The organism is Campylobacter lari (assembly GCF_004357905.1).
Taxonomy (GTDB): Bacteria; Campylobacterota; Campylobacteria; order Campylobacterales; family Campylobacteraceae; genus Campylobacter_D; species Campylobacter_D lari_D.
This window is the reverse complement of the sequence record NZ_SMTT01000004.1, coordinates 24,413-46,039: the sequence shown is the minus strand read 5'-3', so window position 1 is coordinate 46,039 and position 21,627 is coordinate 24,413. Positions and strand designations below refer to the sequence as shown.

Here is a 21,627-nt window from a genome sequence, read left to right as displayed (position 1 = left end):
AAGATAAAGTAGTTATTGACTTTAAGTAATTATTTAATTATAAGGATAGATTAAATGAGTAAAATAATGAAAACGATGGATGGTAATGAAGCAGCAGCTTACGCTGCTTATGCATTTACAGAGGTTGCTGGAATTTATCCTATCACTCCAAGCTCTCCTATGGCTGATTATACTGACATATGGGCTTCTCAAGGCAAAAAAAATCTTTTTGGAGTGCCAGTTAAAGTTGTAGAAATGCAAAGTGAAGCAGGTGCAGCAGGGACAGTTCATGGGTCTTTACAAGCAGGTTCTTTAACCACGACTTATACCGCTTCTCAAGGACTTTTGCTAAAAATACCAAATATGTATAAAATTGCAGGTCAACTTTTGCCTGGAGTAATTCATGTGGCAGCTAGAGCTTTAGCATCTCAAGCGCTATCTATTTTTGGAGATCATCAAGATATTTATGCTGCAAGACAAACAGGTTTTGCTATGCTTTGTTCGCATTCTGTGCAAGAAAGTATGGATTTAGCAGGTGTTGCACACCTAGCAGCTATTAAAGGTAGAGTGCCTTTTATGCATTTTTTTGATGGTTTTAGAACCTCTCATGAAATCCAAAAAATTGAAGTAATGGATTATGCACATTTTGATCGCTTATTGGATCGTAAGGCTTTATTGGAATTTAGAAATTCCTGTCTAAATCCAGAAAATCCAAAAACAAGAGGTACGGCTCAAAATGATGATATTTATTTTCAAACAAGAGAGTTGGCAAATAAATATTATGAAGCTGTTCCTGATATTGTTAATGAATATATGCAAGAAATTTCAAAAATTACAGGAAGAGAATACAGACCTTTTGTATATTATGGGGATAAAAATGCAACGCGTGTTGTTGTAGCAATGGGTTCAGTGACTGAAGCTTTAAAAGAAGTTGTAGATTATTTGAGTAGCAAAGGTGAAAAAGTAGGGGTTTTAAAAGTTCATTTATATAGACCATTTAGTTTAAAATATTTATTTGATGTAATGCCTCAAAGTGTTGAAAAAATTGCTGTTTTAGATAGAACTAAAGAGCCAGGAAGTTTAGGCGAGCCACTTTATTTGGATTTAAAAAGTGCATATTATGGAAAAGAAAAAGCACCTTTAATCGTTGGTGGTAGATATGGACTTTCTTCAAAAGATGTGGATCCTGCTCAGTTGATAGCAGTTTTTGAAAATCTAAATCAAGCAAATCCAAAAGATGGTTTCACCATAGGAATTAATGATGATGTAACCTTTACCTCATTGCCTGTGGGAGAGAAAATTTCTTTGGGTGATGAAAGTACTATAGAGTGTTTATTTTATGGACTTGGTGCCGATGGCACTGTAGGTGCAAATAAAAACTCTATTAAAATTATAGGAGATAAAACAGACTTTTACGCGCAAGCTTATTTTGCTTATGATTCTAAAAAATCAGGTGGTTATACAAGAAGCCATTTAAGATTTTCTAAAAAACCTATTACTTCAACTTATTTAGTTTCTACGCCACATTTCGTAGCATGTTCAGTGGCTGCGTATTTAGAAATTTATGATGTTTTAGCAGGCATTAGAAAAGGAGGAACTTTCCTTTTAAATAGTATTTGGAGTGCGCAAGAAACTATTGAAAAAATTCCAAATGCAGTAAAAAGAGTTTTAGCGCAAAAGGAAATTAATTTTTATATCATTAATGCTACAAAACTTGCTAGAGAGATAGGACTAGGTAGTAGAACAAACACGATTATGCAATCAGCATTTTTCAAACTTGCTAATATCATTCCTTTTGAAGATGCGCAAAAATATATGAAAGAATTAGCTTATAAATCATATAGTAAAAAAGGTGATGCTATAGTTGAAATGAATTATAAAGCTATTGATGTAGGTGCAGATGGACTTGTAAAAGTTGATATTGATCCTTCTTGGGTAAATTTAGCTAATGAAGCAAAAGAAGAAACTATAGCTTATAAAGGTACTGAGTTTGTTGAAAAAATCGCAAAACCTATGAATGCAGCTAAGGGCGATGATTTACCAGTTTCGGCATTTTTGGGCTATGAAGATGGTAGTTTTGAGCATGGTACTACTGAGTATGAAAAAAGAGGCGTTGGTGTTATGGTGCCAAGATGGATAGAAACTAATTGTATTCAGTGTAATCAATGTGCTTCAGTATGCCCTCATGCAGTTATCAGACCTTTCTTGATTGATGAAGAAGAATTAAACAATGCTCCAGCAGGTGTAAAAGAGCACAGCTTAAATGCAAAAGGCGTGAAAGAACAAAAATTAAATTTCAAAATTCAAGTTTCGCCGCTTGATTGTACAGGTTGTGAGCTTTGTGTGCATGAGTGTCCTACCAAAGAAAAATCTTTAGTGATGGTACCACTAGGTGAAGAGCTTGATCATGGTGAGCAAGAAAATGCAGATTATTTATTCAAAAAAGTAAGTTATAAAGATAATATTTTAAATAGAGAAAATACCAAAGGCATCCAATTTGCTCAACCTTTATTTGAATTTCATGGAGCATGTCCAGGGTGTGGAGAAACTCCTTATATTACTTTAATTACTAGATTATTTGGTGAAAGAATGATTGTTGCTAATGCAACGGGTTGTAGTTCTATTTATGGTGGCTCAGCTCCTTCAACTCCATATAGAAAAAGCAATAAAAATGGTCATGGACCTGCTTGGGGCAATTCTTTATTTGAAGATAATGCTGAATTTGGTCTTGGTATGAAAATAGCAACTGAAACTACAAGACATAAAATAGAACACATAATGAATGAAAGTATGCAAGAAGTACCTAACGCACTTTCTGCATTATATAAAGAGTGGATTGCAAATAAAGAAGATTCTAAAGTTTCTTTGGAATTAAGAGATAAATTAGTTCCATTGTTAGAAGAAAATAAGCAAATCAAAGCAGTTAATGATATTTTAGAACTTAAAAGCTATTTAAGTAAAAAATCACATTGGATTTTTGGTGGTGATGGCTGGGCTTATGATATAGGTTATGGTGGACTTGATCATGTTTTGGCAAGCGGTGAGAATGTAAATATTTTAGTGCTTGATACTGAAGTGTATTCTAACACAGGCGGTCAGAGCTCAAAATCTTCAAGAACAGGTTCAGTAGCACAGTTTGCTGCAGCAGGTAAGCCAGTACAGAAAAAAGATCTTGGTCAAATTGCTATGACTTATGGTTATATTTTTGTGGCTCAAGTAAATTCTAATGCAAATTATGCACAATTGTTAAAAGCTGTAATGGCGGCAGAAGCTTATGATGGACCTTCTTTGATTATTGCTTATTCTCCTTGTATAGCTCATGGTATTAAAGGTGGACTTGGAAATTCAGGAAATCAAGCAGAGTTAGCTACAAAATGTGGATATTGGCCAACTTATATTTATGATCCGCGTTTAGAAGCTGAAGGTAAAAATCCTTTAACAATTTCTTCAAAAGAACCTGATTGGGATTTATATGAAAGCTTTTTAATGAATGAAGTTCGTTATAATTCTTTGAAAAAATCAAATCCTGAGCAAGCAAAAGAATTATTTGAAAAAAATAAAGCAGAGGCACAACGTCGTTACAGACAGCTTAAGCGTTTAGCAAGTGCTGATTTTAGCAATGAAAATTAATTTTGTTTCGAATTTTTTTTCTTGTTTTATGGGTAATTAATGCTTTTGGTGTTAATTATCCATTTTTAAATCAAAATTGTTATGTTGATAATTTAATTTCAATTCAAGATCCTTTTTTTAAAAAGACTACAAATATAAAATCTAATTTTTCTTTGCAAGCTATTGTTTCAAATAAGATTAAGATTAATGATAAGTGGTATGCTTTAAACGATTATATTGATGGTTTTAAAATAGTTGAAATTAGAAATTCTCAAGTTGTATTAAAAAAGGAAGAAAAAATAATGGTTGTAAATTTGTATGAAAAAAATAGTATTTTTATGTATTAATTTTTTGTTTTTTACAAATGTATTTGCCATGCAGTGTAATCAGCATTTTTTTAATATAAGAGTAGAAAACAAAACTTCTTTGCTTGAAATTTTAAATGAACTCGGAAGAGAGTGTGATTTTAGTATTATTATCAAAGATATTTTTGCTCAAGAAAAATTAATGCATGCTCAAAATTATTTACATATAAAGAAAATGTCTTTAAGAGAGATTTTTAAGCTTTTATTGGTGGAAAACAATCTTGCTTATGAATACGATAAAAATGCTTTAAAAATTTATGGAAAACAAGTTGAAACTTTTAAAGTGCATTATATAAGTTCTATTAGAGAAGGACAAAGTATTACTAAAGCTTCAGTGGATTCTAGACCAAAACAAGGAGATTATGATAATTATAAGGAAGTAGATAATTTAGTTATTAGTACTGATAAATTTGATTTTTGGGAGAAAATTTCAGAAGAAATTCAAGCTTTGTTGGATGAAAATACAACTAAACCTATTGTCAATACTAATGCAGGAATTATTACTTTAAATGCAACTCCATATGAACTTGCAAGAGTTGGAAAATATTTAGATGACTTAAATAAAAGACTTAAAAAACAAGTTTTAATTGATGTAAGTATTGTTGCTGTGCATTTAAACAAAAATCATTCAAGTGGAATTAATTGGCAAGAACTTGCTTTTAAACTTAATGGTGATGATAATGATTTTATAATTAATAAAGATGGTGTTAGAAATATTAACTTAAAAGCAAATATTGAAACTAAAGCTATTTTAAATTTATTACAAGAAAATGGTAAAACAACTATACTTTCTAACCCAAAACTTATGGCTTTAAACAATCAGCAAGCTATTATTTCTATAGGCGATACAATAAATTATCAAGTAAAAGAAAGTTCTAAAGGAACAGAAAATGGTACAATAGTTAGTGAAATATATAATAATTATTCTATTTTTGTAGGAATTTTACTTAATATATTGCCTGAGATTTCAGATGATCATAAAATTATGCTTAGGATTAATCCAAGCTTGAGTGATTTTAAATATAGTTTTGATAATCATAGACAAAGCAAACCAAGAAATATAGCGCCAGATACTATACAAAAAAAGCTTTCTACTGTAGTTGAGGTTGATGATGGACAAACTTTAATTTTAGGCGGATTGATTAGTAAAAATACCATTAATAATCATAATGAAATAAGCATTTTATCTAAAATTCCACTTTTTGGAGCTTTATTTCAAGGAAAACAAAATTATGAAGATATTAGCGAAATAGTTTTTATTATCAAACCAAGTTTAGTAAAAACTAATAATAAAATTTTAAGTTTAAAAGACCTAGGTTTTCAGCATGAAGATGATATGTTTTAAAATCTTAATATGTTTTTCTTTTTTAAATGCTATAGAAATTCAAAACAATAGTTTCGATCAAAACATATTTTATGAAAAATTCATTAATCAACCAAACTATGAAAATGCTTTAAATTTAGCAAAATATTTTTATCAAAATAAAGAATACAAACAAGCAGTCTTTTGGGCTATAGAGGCTAATGATTTTGATTTATTGCAAAAAGAAGCTTGGCTTGTTTTTATTAATGCTAAAATAAAACTCGGAAGATATGAAGATGCTTTAATAGCTAAAAAAGAATACGAAAAGCTTTTGGAGATTTATTTTGAGTGATACACATCAAAAATTAAAAAACTTAAGCGAGTATTCTTTAAAAGAAATTGCTTCTCAATACAAAATGGAATTTTTAAATTTAAATCAAACTTTTGATTTTGAAAAATATCTTCACATTTTGCCTTTTTCTTTAATAGAACAACATAATATTTTTTGTTTTTATGAAGATGATGAAAATATCCATATAGCTTCCTTTAAACCATTGGAAGAGAATGTTTTGGAAAAAATACAAAATTTATATCGTTTTAAAACTATCAAGATTTTTCTTTGTGTTTTTACGCAATTTGAATTTTTGCTAGAAAGGGTTAAATTTTTAATTAAATTTCAAAATCATCTTAATAGATTAGAGCTTAGTTTGAAAAGTGATGAAAATAAAGATGAATTTTTATTAGAGCAGTTTTTGAATTTAATTTTAACTTATGCTTGTTTTTTAAGAGCAAGTGATATCCATTTAGAGCCTTTAGAAAATGAAGTATATATAAGATTTAGAATAGATGGGGAGTTAAAATATATACATAGTTTTGATGCAAAATCATACCAAGCCTTATTGATGCATGTAAAAATTATTGCTTTGCTTAATGTAGCTGAACAAAGACAAGCTCAAGATGGGAGTTTTTCTAAAATCATTTTAGAACAAAAATATGATTTTAGAGTTTCAATTATGCCTTTATTATTTGGACAAAGCATAGTGCTTAGAATTTTAAAACAAGATGGATATGTTTTAAAACTTAATAAACTTTTTATCAAAGAAGAAAATTTAATTCAGCTGAAAATACACACGAATGCACCTTATGGTCTGATTTTGTTTTGTGGGCCAACAGGGAGTGGTAAAAGTACTTTTATGCATGCTATTTTAAATGAAATTGAACAAAGTAAAAAAATCATCACCTTAGAAGATCCTATAGAATATAAACTTAAATATGCTCAACAAATTCTTTTAAATTCTAAAGCCGGATTTGATTTTCACAAAGCTTTAAGAGCAGTTTTAAGACACGATCCTGATGTGATTATGATAGGTGAAATTAGAGATGAGGATAGTTTGGATATAGTTTTAAAAGCTTCTTTAAGCGGACATTTAGTTTTAAGCACCCTACACACTAATGGCGCTATAGAAGCTATTTTTAGAATGAAGCATATGGGTGCAAGAGAATACTTAATAGCTCATTCTCTTAATTTAATTATAGCTCAACGATTAGTAAGAAAACTATGTGAATGTAAAGAACCTAACAAGGAAAAATTTTACTTTCAAAATCAAGTTTTTGAAGGAAAATTTTACAAAGCAAAAGGTTGTGTTGAGTGTATGTATAGTGGATATAAAGGGCGTTTGATGGTAGCTGAATTTTTATTTTTAGATCATAATTTAAAAAATATGATAGAAAATAATGCAAATTATGAAAATATTTTAACATACGCTTTAAAAAAAGGTTTTTTGACTTTAGGTATGGATGCTTTAGAAAAGGCAAAACTTGGCTTAACAAGTATAGATGAGTTAAGAAAGATTAGTTTTTGAAAAAATTTGTTATTTTTTATGTATTAAATAAAGAGCAAAAACAATATATAATAAGGGCTAGAAATTTATATGAAGCTAGAAATTTTGCGTTAAAGTCATTTGTAAATATTATTAGTGTTGAAGAATATTTCAAACCGATAAAACATAAAATCAAAGAAGAAGAGCTTATTTTCATTCTTAAGGATTTAAATATGATCTTAAAGGCAGGATTAAGCTTACAGGAAGCAATTTTAGAATTTTTAAAATCAAGCTATGAAAAACAAAATATTAAAATTTTTAATACAATTTATAATAAACTCAATAATGGAAGTTCTTATAATGAAGCCTTTAAAGATATTTTAAATTCTAGAGAATGTGCTATTTTAAAAATTTGTGATGGCAGAGAAGATTTACATAGGGCTCTTGATATTATTATTAGTTTAAAAGAAAAAAATCTTCATAGTTTTAAGCAGTTAAAAAAGGCTATAGCTTATCCACTTTTCGTTTTTATGTGTATTATTTTTGCTTTTTTTATTCTTATAACTTTAGTTTTGCCTGAATTTAAAACTTTATTTTTACAACTTGAATTGGATTTGCCAAAAATCACTCAAATTCTTTTTATTATAGCTGATTTTTTTAGTCATTTTTATATGATTATTTTATTAAATATAGGATTTTTTATAATACTTACTTATTTTTTTAGGAAGTCTTTGTTTTTTCATAGAATTCTTTTTTATTTTCCCATTTTTGGAAAAATAATATTTTATCAAGATAAATTTTGTTTTTTCTTAATTTTTTCATATTTATTAAAAGCAGGGGTGGATATAAAAAGAGCTTTTGAACTTGCTTGTGAAGGTATAGAAAATCAATTCTTTAAAAACAAAATGTTTATTATAAAGACTTCATTTGAATCAGGACTTGATTTAGCTCAAGCTTTTTCTAACACAAAGCTTTTTGAGCCTTTTGTGATAAGAATGTTAAATTTAGCTTTAAAAAGTTCTAAATTAGATGAAAGTACTTATGAGCTTGCTTTGTTTTATGAGTATAAAAAAGAAAATTATACTCAAAAGCTTTTGAGTGTTTTGGAGCCTTTGATGACAATTTTTATGGCGAGTTTGATTTTAGTTTTAGCCTTGGGTGTATTTTTACCTATGTGGCAAATTAGTCAAGAAATTTAAGCAAGATAATCATAAGCAACCTTAGCTATAGTTAAAGCAACCATAATCAAAAAGAGTTTTTTGATAAAAGTTCCTTGCGTTTTTAAGACTAGTTTTGATCCTATAAAAGCACCTAAAATTTGGCCTATACCCATTAAAATACCAACTTTCCAAAGCACCTCATAAGAGTATAAAAATACCCCTAAAGCTACTATATTGCTAGTAAAATTTAAGATTTTGGTATTAATGCTTGCATTTTTCATGCTAAAACCAAGAAATATCACGCAAGCAAAAATCCAAAAAGATCCAGTGCCGGGTCCTAAAAAACCATCATAAAAACCAAGTAGCAAGCCAAAGATGATTTGAAAGCTTGTAGTGCTCATTTTAGCTTTATTATGTACATGGCCTAAATCAGGCTTGAAAATAGTGTAAAAAAAGATTAAAACAAGGCAAATTAATACAATGATTTTAACAGCATTTTGATCTATTAGTAAGACTGCATAAGTTCCAATGGCAGCTCCAATAGCAGTAAATAAAATTCCCAAGGCTATCTTTTCTATATGCATAGATTTTCTATAAGCTAAAACCGCAGTGAGCGATCCAAAGGTGCTTTGAAGTTTATTAGTAGCTAGGGCTAAATGAGGAGGAATACCACAAGCAAATAAAGCAGGTATGGTAATAAGCCCACCACCACCTACAATCGCATCAACACAACCTGCAAAAGCAGCAACAAAGAATAAAATCACATAATAAGTTAATTCAAGCTCCATAAGCTTTCCTTGTTTTGTCCGATTCTATATAAAGCAAAATCATATTTTATAGGATCAGTAGGATCGAATTTTTTAAGACTTTGCGTAAGTTCTAAAACACTTTTAAAATCATAAATCTTACGCTTTAAAAGCTTAAGTTTTAATGAAACTTTATGAGTATGAGTATCTAAGGGTATGAGTAAATCTTTTTTGTCTATATTTTTAAACAAACCTAAATCTAATTCATCTTTTCTTACCATCCACCTAAGATACATATTGTATCTTTTTAAAGGACCTTTTGGAATGTTAAATTCTTTTGAAAAGAAAAATTCATAACCATAACTTTTATAAGGATTAAGCTTGTAAATTGTTTCTATGAAAGCTTTTATTGCTTGTGTTATGTTTTGCTCTTTTTGATAAGTTTTGGTAAAAATATTTTCTATACTATCTTCATTTTTTAAGCGCTTGAGTGTGATGAAAATTTGAGCTATATCTTGAGAGTTTTGAAAGCGGTATTTTAGATTTTTACATTCTTTTTTAATAATCTCATCGCTTTTCTCAAGCAAGGAAAAATCAAGTTTATTTAAAAAATTTACAATATTTTTAGCATTTCCATAGGCAAATAAAGCACAAAGCAAGGCTATATTTTCATCTTTATAAACACTTGCAATTTGTAAAGGATCAGGATGAGAGAAAAGCTCTTTTTGAGTGTTTTTGCTTAAAATTGCTTCATCTAAAAGAGCTTTAATTTGCATTAAGATTTTAAACCAAGTAAGGTTTCAAGCATTTGATCAACGGTAGTTACGATTTTAGCTGCAGCGCCATAACTTGCTTGATATTGTATGAGTGCTGCTAATTCTTCATTGGTATTTACACCACTTTTTGATTGGTATTCTGCATAAGCTGTATTAAATACCGTCATATTAGTTGCATGCGCAAAGCCATTGCTTTCAGCATCTGAAGCAATTTGGCCTGTAAATTTTCTATAATATCCATCCAAAGTCATAGTATCTACTGTACCATCTTTATTATAAAAATTTACTTTTTGATTTTGAAGTTGCAACATAGCGTTAGCTACATCGTTATTTCCATCAACTCCGTTTGAACTAGCTTTTAAACTATTTGGATCATTTCTAATGCTTGAATTTACATTAATGCTACTTGCATCTTGACCATTAAAAAATGAAGATACATTTAAAGCGCCTGGGAAATTTGTGCCATTGTCTTTAAAAGCTATTTTATAACCTTTTTTTAAGCCATTGATTTGGAAATTTCCGCTATCACTTTTTCCATCATAATGATAAAAGGCTTGAAAATAATCATTTAAATCATCACCACCTTGACCATTTTTATTATCATCAATATCTGCATTGATTTGTTTAATAACATCTTCTATAGTGGTATTAACATCTATTTTTATAGTTCTAGTAGCAACCGGCTCACCTTTTTCATCATAAACTGTGATGTCAAAGCTTCCTGCTTGGATGTTTTTATCATAACTCATTAAAGAAGTATCAGATTTTAAACCTTTTAAATCATCTGAATTTACTTTATCGGTTGCTGCTTGAGCATAGACATTATTAGTTTGAGTTATGAGTGTTTTTGTAAAGGTATTGAGCATATCTTTATACTCTTGTAATTTTCCATCGCTGTAAGTATCATGATTGCCATCATAATTTCTACCTCTAAGATCAAGTTGAGCACCAAGCTGTCCGCCTGAAATTTTGCTTGTTAAATCATAGCGGTTTTCATCATTTACTTCATAATAAATTTGATAAAAACCATTAGGGTTGTTATTATCTAATTTTAAAGGGTGAAAGCTAGAGCCATTTACTATACTAAAACCTTGAATACTTAAATCATAATATCTTCCAGAATCAGTCATGGTAGATTCTAAAGTACTATCTTGAGAGCTTGTTCCTTTCCAAGCAACAGCATTAACTAACTTTGAAAGTCTAAGTTCGAGCTCATCTCTTTTATCTCTTAGTTGATTTGCATTATCGGTAGGTAAAACTTCTTCATTTTCAAGTTGTTTATTAATATTTGCAATTTCTTGACCAATGTTATTAATCTCATCTACGGTTTGTTGAATTTGCTCATTAACTGTTTGTTGCATTTTGCTAAGATCTTGTAATGTTTTTTGTATGTTTTGAGCTAATGTGTTTGCACTATTAACAAGATCTATTTTACTTGCTCCATCGCTTGGGTTGGAAGCAAAGTTATTCCACGCATCATAGTAATTTTTATAATCTTGTAAAATACCAGTTCCTTGCATATCAGGAAATCTTTGACTTGCTTCTTGTAAAATTTGTCCTAAATAATTTGTATAGTTTTGTTGAGTAGTGGCGTTTTTTAGCTCATAATAAGAATGCTCATCATGCAATCTTTTAATAGTATCAATTTGCGTACCTGTTCCTAGGTGTAAGCCACCTCTATCAAGAGACATACCTGAACTTTGCACCGCTCTTTGTCTAGTATAAAATACTGCATTTGCATTAGAGATATTGTTACCTGTGGTATTGATTTGAAGTTCAGCAGCTCTTATACCACTAACCCCTGTATATAAACTATCAAAAATTCCCATGACTTAGCCTTTAAACATTGATCTTAAATAATGAATCTGGAATTGTCTTATTATCCCCATAAGCATTATTTGTTCCATTTTGTTCAAACATTGTGTTTAAAAGATTGTCGTAAAAATTTTTAATAATAAGAGCTAGCTTAGCATACTCTTTATTTTTTTGGTGCAAGGTATTTAAATTTTGCTTTAAAAGAGCAAGTTTTTCTTTATCTTCATCATCTAAAAGTTCGTCTAAACCCTTATTGTTTCCTTGATTGCTAAGTTCTACTAAAGCCTTATCAAGATTTTTTTTAGCAATTTGAAAATCATTTACAAGTTTAGTTTTTTCTTCTACGCTTTTGCTAACATGTTGGTGATTAGCAGCTTGAATTTGAGCTATATCTTCTAAAGTAAGATTGATGAGTTTTTCTAAAATAGAATTTGTTTTGTCTAAGTGTTGTTTAACCATTTTTTATCCTTTCTTAGGCACTAACCCAAAAAAGGATAAAAATTATAATAAAGAATCTACTATTGCTTTTGAAGTGGCTTGCAAGTCTATTTTATACTCGCCATTCTTTATTTGTGAAGCAATAAAAGATGCCTTATTTTCTTCTACCTTTTGAGTTTCTTTTGCCTTGTTATTTTCTTTGTTTTCTGTTTTATTTATATCGCTAGTAGCAACTTGAGCCACATAGCTTTGATGTATAGGGTTTATCATTTTAAGCCTCCAGTTCTATTGAAAAACTCTAAGAACCATATCGACACTTAAAAAAATAACTTAACGCCTTTCTTTTAAATAATCAAATAATAATTTTGAAAAACCTAAACCACCACTTAATGCTTTACTCATAGTATCATTATACATAGATGAATAAATTTCATCACTTGCATCTTTTCCAAATAAAGAATTTTCTTGTTTTAAAGAAATATCCAAAACACTTTTGATTAAGAAAGCTTCAAAAGCATCGGTTTGTTCTTTTAAAGCTTTATCTTCATCATTTAATGCTTGTATATGAGTTAAATCATTTTTAAAAGCACTATCTGCATAGTTTTTAGCAGCCTTATAGCTATTATTATGCTTGGTAATGTTTTCATAAAGCTCACTGCTGTAATTTTTGCTCGCTAAATAATTATCAACTCTCATCATATCACCTCTAATTCAGCGCTGATTGCACCAGCTCTTTTTAGATTTTGCATAATAGCTATGATATCATTTGGTGCTGCTCCAAGTTTATTTAACATTCTAGCTATGTTTGCTACTGTTGTTTTATTGTTTGTGATTTTTAAAGTATTAGATACAGGGTCTAAAATACCACCATCTTTCATATCGATTTCATTTTGTCCTAAAGCTACGGTATTGTTTGGATCGATTTTTATAGTAATATCTTTATGAGTAATTAATATAGGTTCAACTTCTATATTTACTCCCGCAACGATAGTTCCTGTTCTTTCATCAATGATTACTTTGCTTTCTGGGGTATAAGCTATATCTTGTTCTAATACTCTTGCCATAAATTCAACATGAGAAAATTCTTCAGGTTTTGTTAATTTTATAGTTCTAGAATCTAAAGCTTTTGCTATATCTGCGTCAAAAATAGTATTTAAAACTCTTTCTATATTATTAGCTGTTTTAAAATCTGCTTCTTTTAAGCTTAAAATCAAATCTTCGCTTTGACTAAAGTTTTGTGGAATTTCTCTTTCTACTACAGCGCCATTAATAACATTTGCTGAGGTTGAGTGTGTTCCTGCTGCACCCGGTCTTGGGCTAAGTCCACCTATAGCTAATGAACCTTGAGCTACTGCATAAATCTCTCCATCAACTCCTTTTAGAGCTGTCATAAGTAAGGTTCCACCTTGTAAAGATTTTGCATCACCTAAAGAAGCTACACTTACATCAAGTTTATCTCCGCTTCTTGCAAAAGCAGGAAGTTTTGCTGTTACCATTACTGCTGCTGTATTTTTTGATTTTATATCGCCTGGGCTAACTTTTACATTCATACCTTGAAGCATATTTGAAATAGATTGTAGAGTAAATTCGCTACTTGTACCATCTCCACTTCCATTTAAACCAACAACCAAACCATATCCTATAAGTTGGTTATCTCTAACACCCACTACATTGGTAAGTTCTTTAATAGTAGCTGCAAAAACGCTTAGATTTAATACCAAGCAAAATAATAATATTCTCATCGATTCTTCCTTTAATCTATGCTATTTTCATAAAATTAAAGCAAAAAAAGTTCCAAATTTATATAAAGGAGTAAAAACTTAGAGTAGTTGAGCCAAATTTTTTTTCTTTAGTTTTCTCATAATCTTGTATTTTAGTTGGAGTTTTAAAAGTGCTGTGGTGTTCAATGATAATGATTTTTACATTTGAATTTTGTATATTTTCTATCAATTTTAAAGTTTTTTCATAAATATCAAAAAAACCTTCTCTAATATCAAATGGAGGATCAAGATATAAAATAATATCTTCTTTGGAATTTTGAATAATTTGAGGAGTTTTTTTAAAAGTATCATCATTAAAACAAAGAGTATTTTGATCAACACCAGAAGCGTTTTTTAAAGCTATTTCATAAGCCTTTTTATCTTTTTCTATGGCATAACTTTTTAAACAACCATTGCTTCTTGCTTCTAATGCCATTAAAGCACTTCCTCCAAAGGCCTCTATAAAAACCTTATCTTGCAAAGAAAAACGCAAAACATTAAAAACACATGATTTTACTATGCTTTTAGTGCTTCTTGTGGTATCTAGGCTAGGAAGTAAAATTTTTTTACCCTTATAAATTCCACTTTCTATGGTGGTGTAAATTTTTTGAGCTTGTTTTTTTGAGCTTGTTTTTTTATCCTCTTTGTAATTTTTTAAAAAATCTCTTACGCTTTGATATTCTTGTGTTTTATGCATTATTACTTTCTTCTTTGATAAGATTTTTTAACTCTGTTTTATAAAGATCAAATATTGCATCGATTTTTTCATGACTTTCTTGGCGTAGTTGTTCTAAAATGGCTTCACATTTTTGATTCATAATTTTTTTCTCACGCATTGCTATTTTATAGGCAATATTTTGCAAGCTTGCATTGAAATCATTTAAAGCACATAGCAACTCTTCTATGTTAAAAGGGTGAGTTAAGAAATTTGATTTTTTGTTGATGATAAATTGTGGCTTTTGTGTGTTGATTTTTTCATCACAGACTAAAAAATCACAATCTTTTTTTAAAACTAAAAAATCTTTTAAAGCAATTTCTAAAGTTTTTTCTAAAATTAAATCCTTGCATTCAAGAGCGATTTTCATTGACTAAACTCACTTTTAATTTGTGTTTTTTTAAAGTGTATGGTACTATACCTAGAGCTAAATTTGCAAGCTCTGCGAAACTTAAAATATAAAAATCTTCAAAATTTCTATTTGAAATTGCTTGTAATTCTTTAGAACACTTATCAAACATATAAAAAGAATAAAAATCTTCTACAACTAAAAAATCACAACCACTATCATAAGCATCTAAAATGATTGCTGCTGCACTTTTATAAGCTAATTGCGCATTTAAACTTAAGAACCCATAGCCACAACTCTTATATTTTCTTTCAAAATCAATTATATTTGCTTTAAGAATCTTAGCAAGTTCTAAAGAGCAATTAGCATGGGAAAATCCTTGATATACACCTATGTTAAATTTATCAAAAAAATATTTAATGTGTTCTGTTTTTAAGTATTTTAAAAAAAACTTTGGAGCGTATTTAATCTTATCGATTTTACTCATAATTTCATAAGAGCTATATTCGCAAGCTAAGATATTATTCTCACTCATCATTCTAGAATATTCATCTAAAATATCTTTAGGATCATAGTCAATAATAAAATAATTTTTACCCAAAGGTTTTTCACATAATGTGCTTTCAACACCGACTGTATCTAAGACATTTTTGATAATATCAAAATAACAAAATAAATCATTATTGCTATTGGTATAAATTTTATACATTTTAATTCCTTAAAAAATACTTCTTGCAAGACCTGATTTTACAAGCATAACTTTTAATTCTTTGATGTAAGATTCATAGTCAAGCTCATTAGATGAAATAAAATTTTTGAATTTAGTATGATAATAAATTCCTTTTTCTTCATCTGCTATCAATTTTAAAAATTGTGGAGTTTTTTCTGGATATTTAAGTAGCATTTTATAGGCAAATATAAAGAAACTATCTCCTAGATATTCAGGTAGAAATTCTCTTACTTCGCTTGTATAATATAAAAAATCATATTGCTTGTAAAGCTCTATATCATGTATGTCAATAAGTCCTTTAAAAAGCTCAAGTTTTTCTAAAAAATCACTCTTATCCATGATCAAGTCTTTAATAGCTCTTTTAGTATCGAGTGGTTCTATGATGAGTTCTTTTCCAAATCTTTCAATAATATTACTTAAATCTCTTCTTTGTCTAATGGTAACTTGATTAACTTTAATACAACTTTCTGGATTTTCTTCAAAATCAAAATATATATCATCTTTTTTAATCTGACTTAAAATATCATAAACACTTTTAAAATTTTTACTATCATAAACATATGGTTTATAATAAGCTAAATAATCACTATCTTTATCAAAACGAAAAATTCTTAAAGTTATTTGCATTTTTTATCCTTGGTATTATTTTTGATTATATACATTTTAAACTTATAAAAATTTGATTATTATATAAAATTAAAAGCTTTTTGTATAAAATATTCACATGGATAAAGAAAAATTTATTATAAATGCTTTTGCAAATTCTATCAACGGAGATGATGGAGCAATCATCGATGGATATTGTTATTCTAAAGATTTATTTTGTGAGGATGTGCATTTTAAACGCTCTTGGATGAGTTTAGAGCAAATTGGCGCAAAAGCTATGCTCGTTAATATTTCTGATGCAATTGCTATGAATGCTACACCAAAATACGCTCTTTTGGGGCTTTCTTTACCAAAATGTTTAGAAATGAAACAAGTTAAAGCTTTGCAAAAAGGCTTGCTAGATAGCGCAAAAGAATTTGGGGTGCAAATTATAGGCGGAGATACTATAGCAGATAGGAAAATTAATATTAGTATAACTATTATTTCTAAAGTGAATAAAAGGGCTATTTTTAGAAAAGGTTTAAAAAAGGGAGATTTGCTTGCTTTTAGTGGGAAATTAGGTGAGAGTTTAAAAGGTTTAAATATATTATTTCGCGGTGGAAAATTACATTCTAAACATCGTTTTATAAAACCAAATTTAAGGCAGAAATTTTTTTATGATATAGCAAAAAAAGTCAGAGTAAGTATGGATATTTCAGATGGTTTAAATAAGGATCTATCGAGAATGCTCTTTATAAATCAACTTGGTATAAAATTTCTTAAAAAATTAGATAAATTTAGCTTAAATAGTGCAGAAGAGTATGAAATTTTATTTGCTTTTGATAAAAAACATAAAATATTTATACAAAATATGGCTAAAAAGCATAGAATTAAACTAAATATTTTTGCAAAAACAACAACAGGAAGGTATAAATTTTATGGAAGAGAACATCATTTTTAAGCCCTTATATACTTTAAAACACAGCCCGATAAATGTGTATTTTTCAAAAAATAGTAATGATTTTGTAGTAAGAGAAAAGCCTTTGTATGAATTTAGTGGTAAAGGTGAACATCTTATTTTACATATACAAAAAAAAGATCTAAGCACCAGTGAAGCTTTGAGAATTTTAAGTGAGCAAAGCGGTGTTAAAATGAGAGATTTTGGTTATAGTGGTTTAAAAGATAAACAAGGCTTAACTTTTCAATATATTTCTATGCCTAAAAAATTTGAAGAGGGCTTAAAAAATTTTAAACATGATAAGATGAAAATTTTAGAAAGTTTTTATCATGATAATAAACTTAGAATAGGGCATTTAAAAGGAAATTCATTTTTTATAAGATTAAAAAAAGTTTCAAAAGTAGATGCTTTAAAAATAGAACAAGCTTTCAAAAATATCCAAGAACAAGGTTTTGCTAATTATTTTGGATATCAGCGTTTTGGTAAATTTCAAGATAATTTTTTACAAGGACTAGAAATTTTAAAAGGTAAAAAAATCAAAAATAAAAAAATACAAGAATTTTTAATTTCTGCCTTTCAAAGCGAACTTTTTAACAGATATTTGAGTAAAAGGGTGGAATTATCACATTTTATCAATGATTTTAGTGAAAAAGAAATAAAACAAATTTATGATTTAGATAAAGATGAAATCAAAAGTTTAAAAAATCAAAAGCAGTTTTTTAAGCTTTTAAAAGGTGAAGTTTTAGGGCATTATCCTTTTGGTAAATGCTTTGTATGTGAAGATTTGCCAAGTGAAGTAGAAAGATTTAATCAAAAAGATATTAGTTCTATGGGGCTTTTAATAGGCTCTAAAGCTTATGAAACAAATGAAGGTCTAGCTAAAAAATTAGAAGATGAGATTTTTTCTTTTGCATATGAGTTTAAAGATAAAATGCAAGGTTCAAGACGCTTTATGTGGTCTTATTTGCAAGATTGTAAAAGTTATTATGATGAAGAAAAAGCTCATTTTACTTTAGAATTTTTCTTGCAAAAAGGTTCATATGCTACAGTGGTTTTAGAAGAGATTTTACACGCAGATATTTTTGATCAAACCTATAATACATAATTTTAAAAATTGATATTGAGTATCAGTTAAAATTTATCTTTTATAAATTATAATAACAATTATCATTTTTATAAAAGGAAAGCTCAATGTCAGTTTTGGTTATAGGTGCAGATGAAATTACTCCAATTAAGGCAGTTTTGACAAATTTAGGCGCAAAAAGTATAGAGCATTGGGATGCTAGAAATGAAAATAGGGTAAATAGAAAACCCATTCCACAAAATACTGAATGCATAGTCATGCTTACTAGTTTTTTAAATCACAACACCATGAAAAAAATTAAAACAGAGGCAAAAAAACGCAATATACCTTTGGTTTGTGCTAAACGCAGTGTGAGTTGTGTATATTGCGAATATTGCAAGGTTTTTGGTCTTGAACAAACTTATGAATGTACAAAAAAGGCATAATATGTTTGGTTTTAATAACAAAGAGGATTTGGTACCTAAAATATTTAGAGATTTAGAACAAGAAAATATTAATTTTATTTTTTTAAATTTGTATAATTCTTTGGTGGAAAATGATCTAAAAATACCTTATATTTATGCAAAAAAAGCTACTAGTTTAAGAAATATTTTTGAGTTAAAAATCCAAAATATGATCACAGAAAGGGTTTTGAAATTTAGTAAAATAAAACAATTTTGTCCATATTCTCATAAAATCATCAAAGCATATAAAGAAGGAAATTTAAATAAATTACAGCTTGAAGCAAAGATGCCAAAATATGCTTTAGCTAGATTAATACAAAATGTTTTTATGTCATCAAATTTTATCTTAGATCCACAGGTGGCTTTTGAGTCTTTTGTATATGATAAAATTTGTAAAAGCAATGTAAAGGCTAGGGTAGATATTCAAGAAAATATCATTATTATCAATGATAAAATGGCTATTATGCCTTCTTTTTTTGAAGATAATAAAAAGGATATAAATTTAGCTTTGCAAATTATCAAAAAAAATGTTTTTGAAATATTTTATATTGTGTATCCAAGAAATAAAAATTTTACTCAACATAAAGAAATAAGACATAATTTATGTGAAAATAACAAAACTTTGCTAAAATTAGTTCCCTATACTATTAATAATCAAATTTTAAGGAGATGTTAAATGTCAGTAGCAGTAATTTATGGTAGCTCTATGGGAAATACCGAAGGTGCGGCAAATATGATCGCTCAAAAATTAGGAATTTCAGATGTGTTAAATATTGCAGATATTAATGCAGAAAAAATCAATTCTTATGATAAATTAATCTGCGGAACTTCTACTTGGGGAAGTGGAGATTTTCAAGATGATTGGGATAGTTTTGATTTTTCAGCTTTAAATCTTAGTGGAAAAACCGTTGCAGTTTTTGGTATGGGAGATAGTGAAAGCTACTCAGATACATATTGTAGTGCTATGGGAAAACTTGCTCAGGCTTTAAAAGCAGCAGGTGCAAATTTAGTAGGTTCAGTTTCTACAGGTGGTTATACTTTTGAATCAAGTGATGCGGTAGAAGGAGATAAATTTGTAGGGCTTGCATTAGATAATGATAACCATGAGGATTTAACCGAAAGTAGAATTGATGCTTGGTTAGAACAAATTAAACCTTCTTTTTCTTAAATCTAGATGCCAAAAAGGCATCTTTTAAAATTTTCTTTTTTTTGTTTCACTTAATATATCTTGTGCTAAAGAATCTACTTCATTTGCAATAGCATTTGTATGTATTGCTGTTTGAGAATTTTGTTGTGTAAGTTTTTCTATAGTAGCCACTGACTCATTAATTTGGCTAATATCATTAGCTTCTTCCTTTATAGCTTCACCCATATCATTTATAGACTGGGCTAAGATATTAGTATTAGCTTCAATCTCACCTAAAGACTTTTGAGTTCTTTCTGCTAAGTTTCTAACTTCATCAGCAACAACAGCAAAGCCACGACCATGTTCTCCTGCACGAGCTGCTTCAATAGCTGCATTTAATGCAAGTAGGTTAATTTGATCAGCAATATCTGAAATCATAGTGGTAACACTTTTAATATCATTACTTTGTTTAACTACATCTTGTGCTTTGATAGAAATTTCACTCATAGTTGAATTCATTTGCTCTAAAGCTCTTGCACTTTCTTGTAATGATGAGGTTTGATGTGTGGCATCATTTGTAAGTTCATGCATACTTTGTTTGAGTGCTTCAGCTTTTTGATTTAATAACTCACCTTGGTTTAGTGATTTTGAAAGCATGTTTTTGATTTCATTCCCAAGAGCATTGATTGCTTTTTCAACATCGCCTTTTGGGGTATTAATAGCTGCAGTAAAATCTAATTGTTTATAACTATCAAATACCGCTTGAATTTCGTTTAAATTATTACCAATTTTTTGTTGTAAAGTATCAAGCATTTTATTTAAAACATCTATGAGTTCTTGAATTTGTGGATTGTTAGCATGAGAGCTAATGTGTAAATTAAGCTCACCTGTTTCTATTTTTCTAGCAACATTTACAGATTCTTCAATAGCTTTTGCGTCTTTGCTTAGAGCTTCTTTGATGATATTGATATTTTCGTTAATCTCATCTGCCATTTTCCCAAATTCATCTTGAGTTTTTAGTTTAATAGGGTGTGAATGAATGTCTTTATGATTTAAATAGTTAAAGAAATTATGCAAGCCTGAAGATATAATAGCAATTGGCTTAAGATTATAAGAAATGATTATTCTAATAAAAATCAAAGTAATAAAAATAGCAATTAAGGAAATAATAATTTGTTCCATCAATGTTTGTTTAGCTGTATCGCTGTAAAAATCATAATCAGCTATAGAGCAAATAGTATATTTTGGATTGATACTACCATTACAAATTAAAGCTTTGATCCCTTCTTCCTTAGTTTGAATTTTGAAAATATCCCTAGAAAGACCTTTGTTTGCACCTTCAGTTGTTTTAAAATAATTTGAAATAATATCTTTACTAATATTAGTTGAGGTTAAGATTTTGGAAGAATCGGTATGAAAAAGATAAGTTCCATCATCAGCTAAAACAGCAGCATGTGAATAAGGTGTTTTACCTATAGCCAAAACTTCTTCTGAGAATTTTTTCAAATCATAATCAGCAGCAACTACACCTATAACTTTTCCATTGTCTATAATAGGACTAGCATAAGAAATGGTTGGTTTTTGCATACTAGATGATATGTAAGGATCTGTGACAATTAACTCTCTTTTTCCCTTGGCTTCTTTATACCATCCTCTAGATCTAGGATCATAACCACTTTCTGGAGTTTGATTATTGCCATTTGATCTAAATATAGTTCCATCTTCAAAACCCACATAGGTTAAATCAAAACCCAAAGAATTTCCTATAGAATTTAATAAACTAGTATATTGTATTGAATTTAGATTATTTTTATTTTCTTTGATGTATTTTGTTAAAGAATTGATCATATTGCGCCTATCGCTTGC

General features: G+C 28.8%; 23 protein-coding genes and 1 pseudogene. 11 read left to right on the top strand and 13 right to left on the bottom strand.

The annotated features are described in order from the left end of the window. Positions 1-54: 54 nt before the first annotated feature. Genes nifJ through E2O22_RS04255 form a run of 6 tightly spaced genes read left to right on the top strand, consistent with a single transcriptional unit; the run spans position 55 to position 8,275 of the window. Positions 55-3,609 (top strand): pyruvate:ferredoxin (flavodoxin) oxidoreductase, encoded by a 3,555-nt coding sequence (gene nifJ, locus E2O22_RS04280; protein ID WP_133319384.1) that lies wholly within the window; start codon positions 55-57, stop codon positions 3,607-3,609. Positions 3,610-3,611: 2 nt separating this feature from the next. Beyond that, positions 3,612-3,935, top strand: coding sequence for a hypothetical protein (locus E2O22_RS04275; RefSeq protein WP_133319383.1), 324 nt, complete (start codon positions 3,612-3,614; stop codon positions 3,933-3,935). Next, a complete protein-coding gene (gene mshL, locus E2O22_RS04270; RefSeq protein ID WP_133319382.1) occupies positions 3,907-5,298 on the top strand; it encodes a pilus (MSHA type) biogenesis protein MshL in 1,392 nt (463 codons plus the stop codon). The genes E2O22_RS04275 and mshL overlap by 29 nt, the downstream gene beginning before the upstream one ends. Continuing rightward, positions 5,279-5,608 carry a CDC27 family protein gene (locus tag E2O22_RS04265; RefSeq protein ID WP_133319381.1) on the top strand — a complete coding sequence of 110 codons (330 nt, stop codon included), beginning with the start codon at positions 5,279-5,281 and terminating at the stop codon, positions 5,606-5,608. The genes mshL and E2O22_RS04265 overlap by 20 nt, the downstream gene beginning before the upstream one ends. Next, positions 5,601-7,118, top strand: coding sequence for a GspE/PulE family protein (locus tag E2O22_RS04260; RefSeq protein ID WP_133319380.1), 1,518 nt, complete (start codon positions 5,601-5,603; stop codon positions 7,116-7,118). Before E2O22_RS04265 ends, E2O22_RS04260 begins: the two co-directional genes overlap by 8 nt. Next, positions 7,115-8,275, top strand: coding sequence for a type II secretion system F family protein (locus tag E2O22_RS04255; RefSeq protein WP_133319379.1), 1,161 nt, complete (start codon positions 7,115-7,117; stop codon positions 8,273-8,275). Before E2O22_RS04260 ends, E2O22_RS04255 begins: the two co-directional genes overlap by 4 nt. Here E2O22_RS04255 and E2O22_RS04250 read toward each other — a convergent pair. From E2O22_RS04250 to E2O22_RS04200, 11 genes are read right to left on the bottom strand one after another with little or no spacing between them, the layout of a single operon-like run. Then, the gene (locus E2O22_RS04250) at positions 8,272-9,024 is read right to left on the bottom strand and encodes a TSUP family transporter (protein WP_133319378.1); all 753 of its coding nucleotides are present in this window, start codon (positions 9,022-9,024) and stop codon (positions 8,272-8,274) included. The two genes, E2O22_RS04255 and E2O22_RS04250, sit on opposite strands and share 4 nt — an antisense overlap. Beyond that, positions 9,009-9,758 carry a TIGR02757 family protein gene (locus E2O22_RS04245; protein ID WP_133319377.1) on the bottom strand — a complete coding sequence of 250 codons (750 nt, stop codon included), beginning with the start codon at positions 9,756-9,758 and terminating at the stop codon, positions 9,009-9,011. Before E2O22_RS04245 ends, E2O22_RS04250 begins: the two co-directional genes overlap by 16 nt. Beyond that, the gene (flgK, locus tag E2O22_RS04240; protein WP_133319376.1) at positions 9,758-11,587 is read right to left on the bottom strand and encodes a flagellar hook-associated protein FlgK; all 1,830 of its coding nucleotides are present in this window, start codon (positions 11,585-11,587) and stop codon (positions 9,758-9,760) included. The genes E2O22_RS04245 and flgK overlap by 1 nt, the downstream gene beginning before the upstream one ends. 10 nt (positions 11,588-11,597) lie before the next feature. Then, positions 11,598-12,032 (bottom strand): flagellar export chaperone FlgN, encoded by a 435-nt coding sequence (gene flgN / locus E2O22_RS04235; protein WP_133319375.1) that lies wholly within the window; start codon positions 12,030-12,032, stop codon positions 11,598-11,600. Between the two features lie 42 nt (positions 12,033-12,074). After that, positions 12,075-12,281, bottom strand: a complete 207-nt coding sequence (locus E2O22_RS04230; RefSeq protein WP_133319374.1) for a flagellar biosynthesis anti-sigma factor FlgM — start codon at positions 12,279-12,281, stop codon at positions 12,075-12,077. A gap of 60 nt (positions 12,282-12,341) precedes the next feature. Beyond that, positions 12,342-12,707 (bottom strand): rod-binding protein, encoded by a 366-nt coding sequence (locus E2O22_RS04225; protein WP_207921002.1) that lies wholly within the window; start codon positions 12,705-12,707, stop codon positions 12,342-12,344. Next, positions 12,707-13,753 carry a flagellar basal body P-ring protein FlgI gene (locus E2O22_RS04220; RefSeq protein WP_133319373.1) on the bottom strand — a complete coding sequence of 349 codons (1,047 nt, stop codon included), beginning with the start codon at positions 13,751-13,753 and terminating at the stop codon, positions 12,707-12,709. The genes E2O22_RS04225 and E2O22_RS04220 overlap by 1 nt, the downstream gene beginning before the upstream one ends. A 58-nt stretch (positions 13,754-13,811) precedes the next feature. Next, a complete protein-coding gene (locus tag E2O22_RS04215) occupies positions 13,812-14,468 on the bottom strand; it encodes an RsmD family RNA methyltransferase (protein ID WP_133319372.1) in 657 nt (218 codons plus the stop codon). Continuing rightward, the gene (locus E2O22_RS04210; RefSeq protein ID WP_133319371.1) at positions 14,461-14,856 is read right to left on the bottom strand and encodes an ornithine carbamoyltransferase; all 396 of its coding nucleotides are present in this window, start codon (positions 14,854-14,856) and stop codon (positions 14,461-14,463) included. Before E2O22_RS04210 ends, E2O22_RS04215 begins: the two co-directional genes overlap by 8 nt. Beyond that, entirely contained in the window at positions 14,840-15,544 is a 705-nt protein-coding gene (locus E2O22_RS04205; RefSeq protein ID WP_133319370.1) for an HdrB C-terminal domain-containing protein, read from the bottom strand. Before E2O22_RS04205 ends, E2O22_RS04210 begins: the two co-directional genes overlap by 17 nt. Positions 15,545-15,553: 9 nt before the next feature. After that, positions 15,554-16,192: a DUF5644 domain-containing protein gene (locus E2O22_RS04200; RefSeq protein WP_133319369.1), complete on the bottom strand. Its 639-nt coding sequence runs from the start codon at positions 16,190-16,192 to the stop codon at positions 15,554-15,556. A gap of 97 nt (positions 16,193-16,289) precedes the next feature. Here E2O22_RS04200 and E2O22_RS04195 point away from each other — a divergent pair, with 97 nt between their 5' ends. The 5 genes from E2O22_RS04195 (at position 16,290) to fldA (ending at position 19,803) form a co-directional block, all read left to right on the top strand. Beyond that, positions 16,290-17,111, top strand: coding sequence for a thiamine-phosphate kinase (locus tag E2O22_RS04195; RefSeq protein WP_133319368.1), 822 nt, complete (start codon positions 16,290-16,292; stop codon positions 17,109-17,111). Continuing rightward, positions 17,080-18,213 carry a tRNA pseudouridine(13) synthase TruD gene (gene truD / locus E2O22_RS04190; protein WP_133319458.1) on the top strand — a complete coding sequence of 378 codons (1,134 nt, stop codon included), beginning with the start codon at positions 17,080-17,082 and terminating at the stop codon, positions 18,211-18,213. Before E2O22_RS04195 ends, truD begins: the two co-directional genes overlap by 32 nt. Positions 18,214-18,299: 86 nt before the next feature. After that, positions 18,300-18,617, top strand: a complete 318-nt coding sequence (locus tag E2O22_RS04185; protein WP_133319367.1) for a DUF2325 domain-containing protein — start codon at positions 18,300-18,302, stop codon at positions 18,615-18,617. A 1-nt stretch (position 18,618) separates the two neighbouring features. Beyond that, positions 18,619-19,311, top strand: a complete 693-nt coding sequence (locus E2O22_RS04180) for a hypothetical protein (RefSeq protein WP_133319366.1) — start codon at positions 18,619-18,621, stop codon at positions 19,309-19,311. Beyond that, complete coding sequence (gene fldA, locus E2O22_RS04175) at positions 19,312-19,803, top strand: flavodoxin FldA (RefSeq protein WP_133319365.1); 492 nt, start codon at positions 19,312-19,314, stop codon at positions 19,801-19,803. It abuts the gene before it with no gap. A 24-nt stretch (positions 19,804-19,827) separates the two neighbouring features. Here fldA and E2O22_RS08225 read toward each other — a convergent pair whose 3' ends face one another. Together E2O22_RS08225 and E2O22_RS08220 are read right to left on the bottom strand one after the other, a co-directional pair. Then, the gene (locus E2O22_RS08225) at positions 19,828-20,352 is read right to left on the bottom strand and encodes a methyl-accepting chemotaxis protein (RefSeq protein WP_393921402.1); all 525 of its coding nucleotides are present in this window, start codon (positions 20,350-20,352) and stop codon (positions 19,828-19,830) included. A gap of 636 nt (positions 20,353-20,988) precedes the next feature. After that, positions 20,989-21,609 (bottom strand): annotated as a pseudogene (locus E2O22_RS08220) (PDC sensor domain-containing protein); the annotation flags it as partial. Positions 21,610-21,627 lie beyond the last annotated feature (18 nt).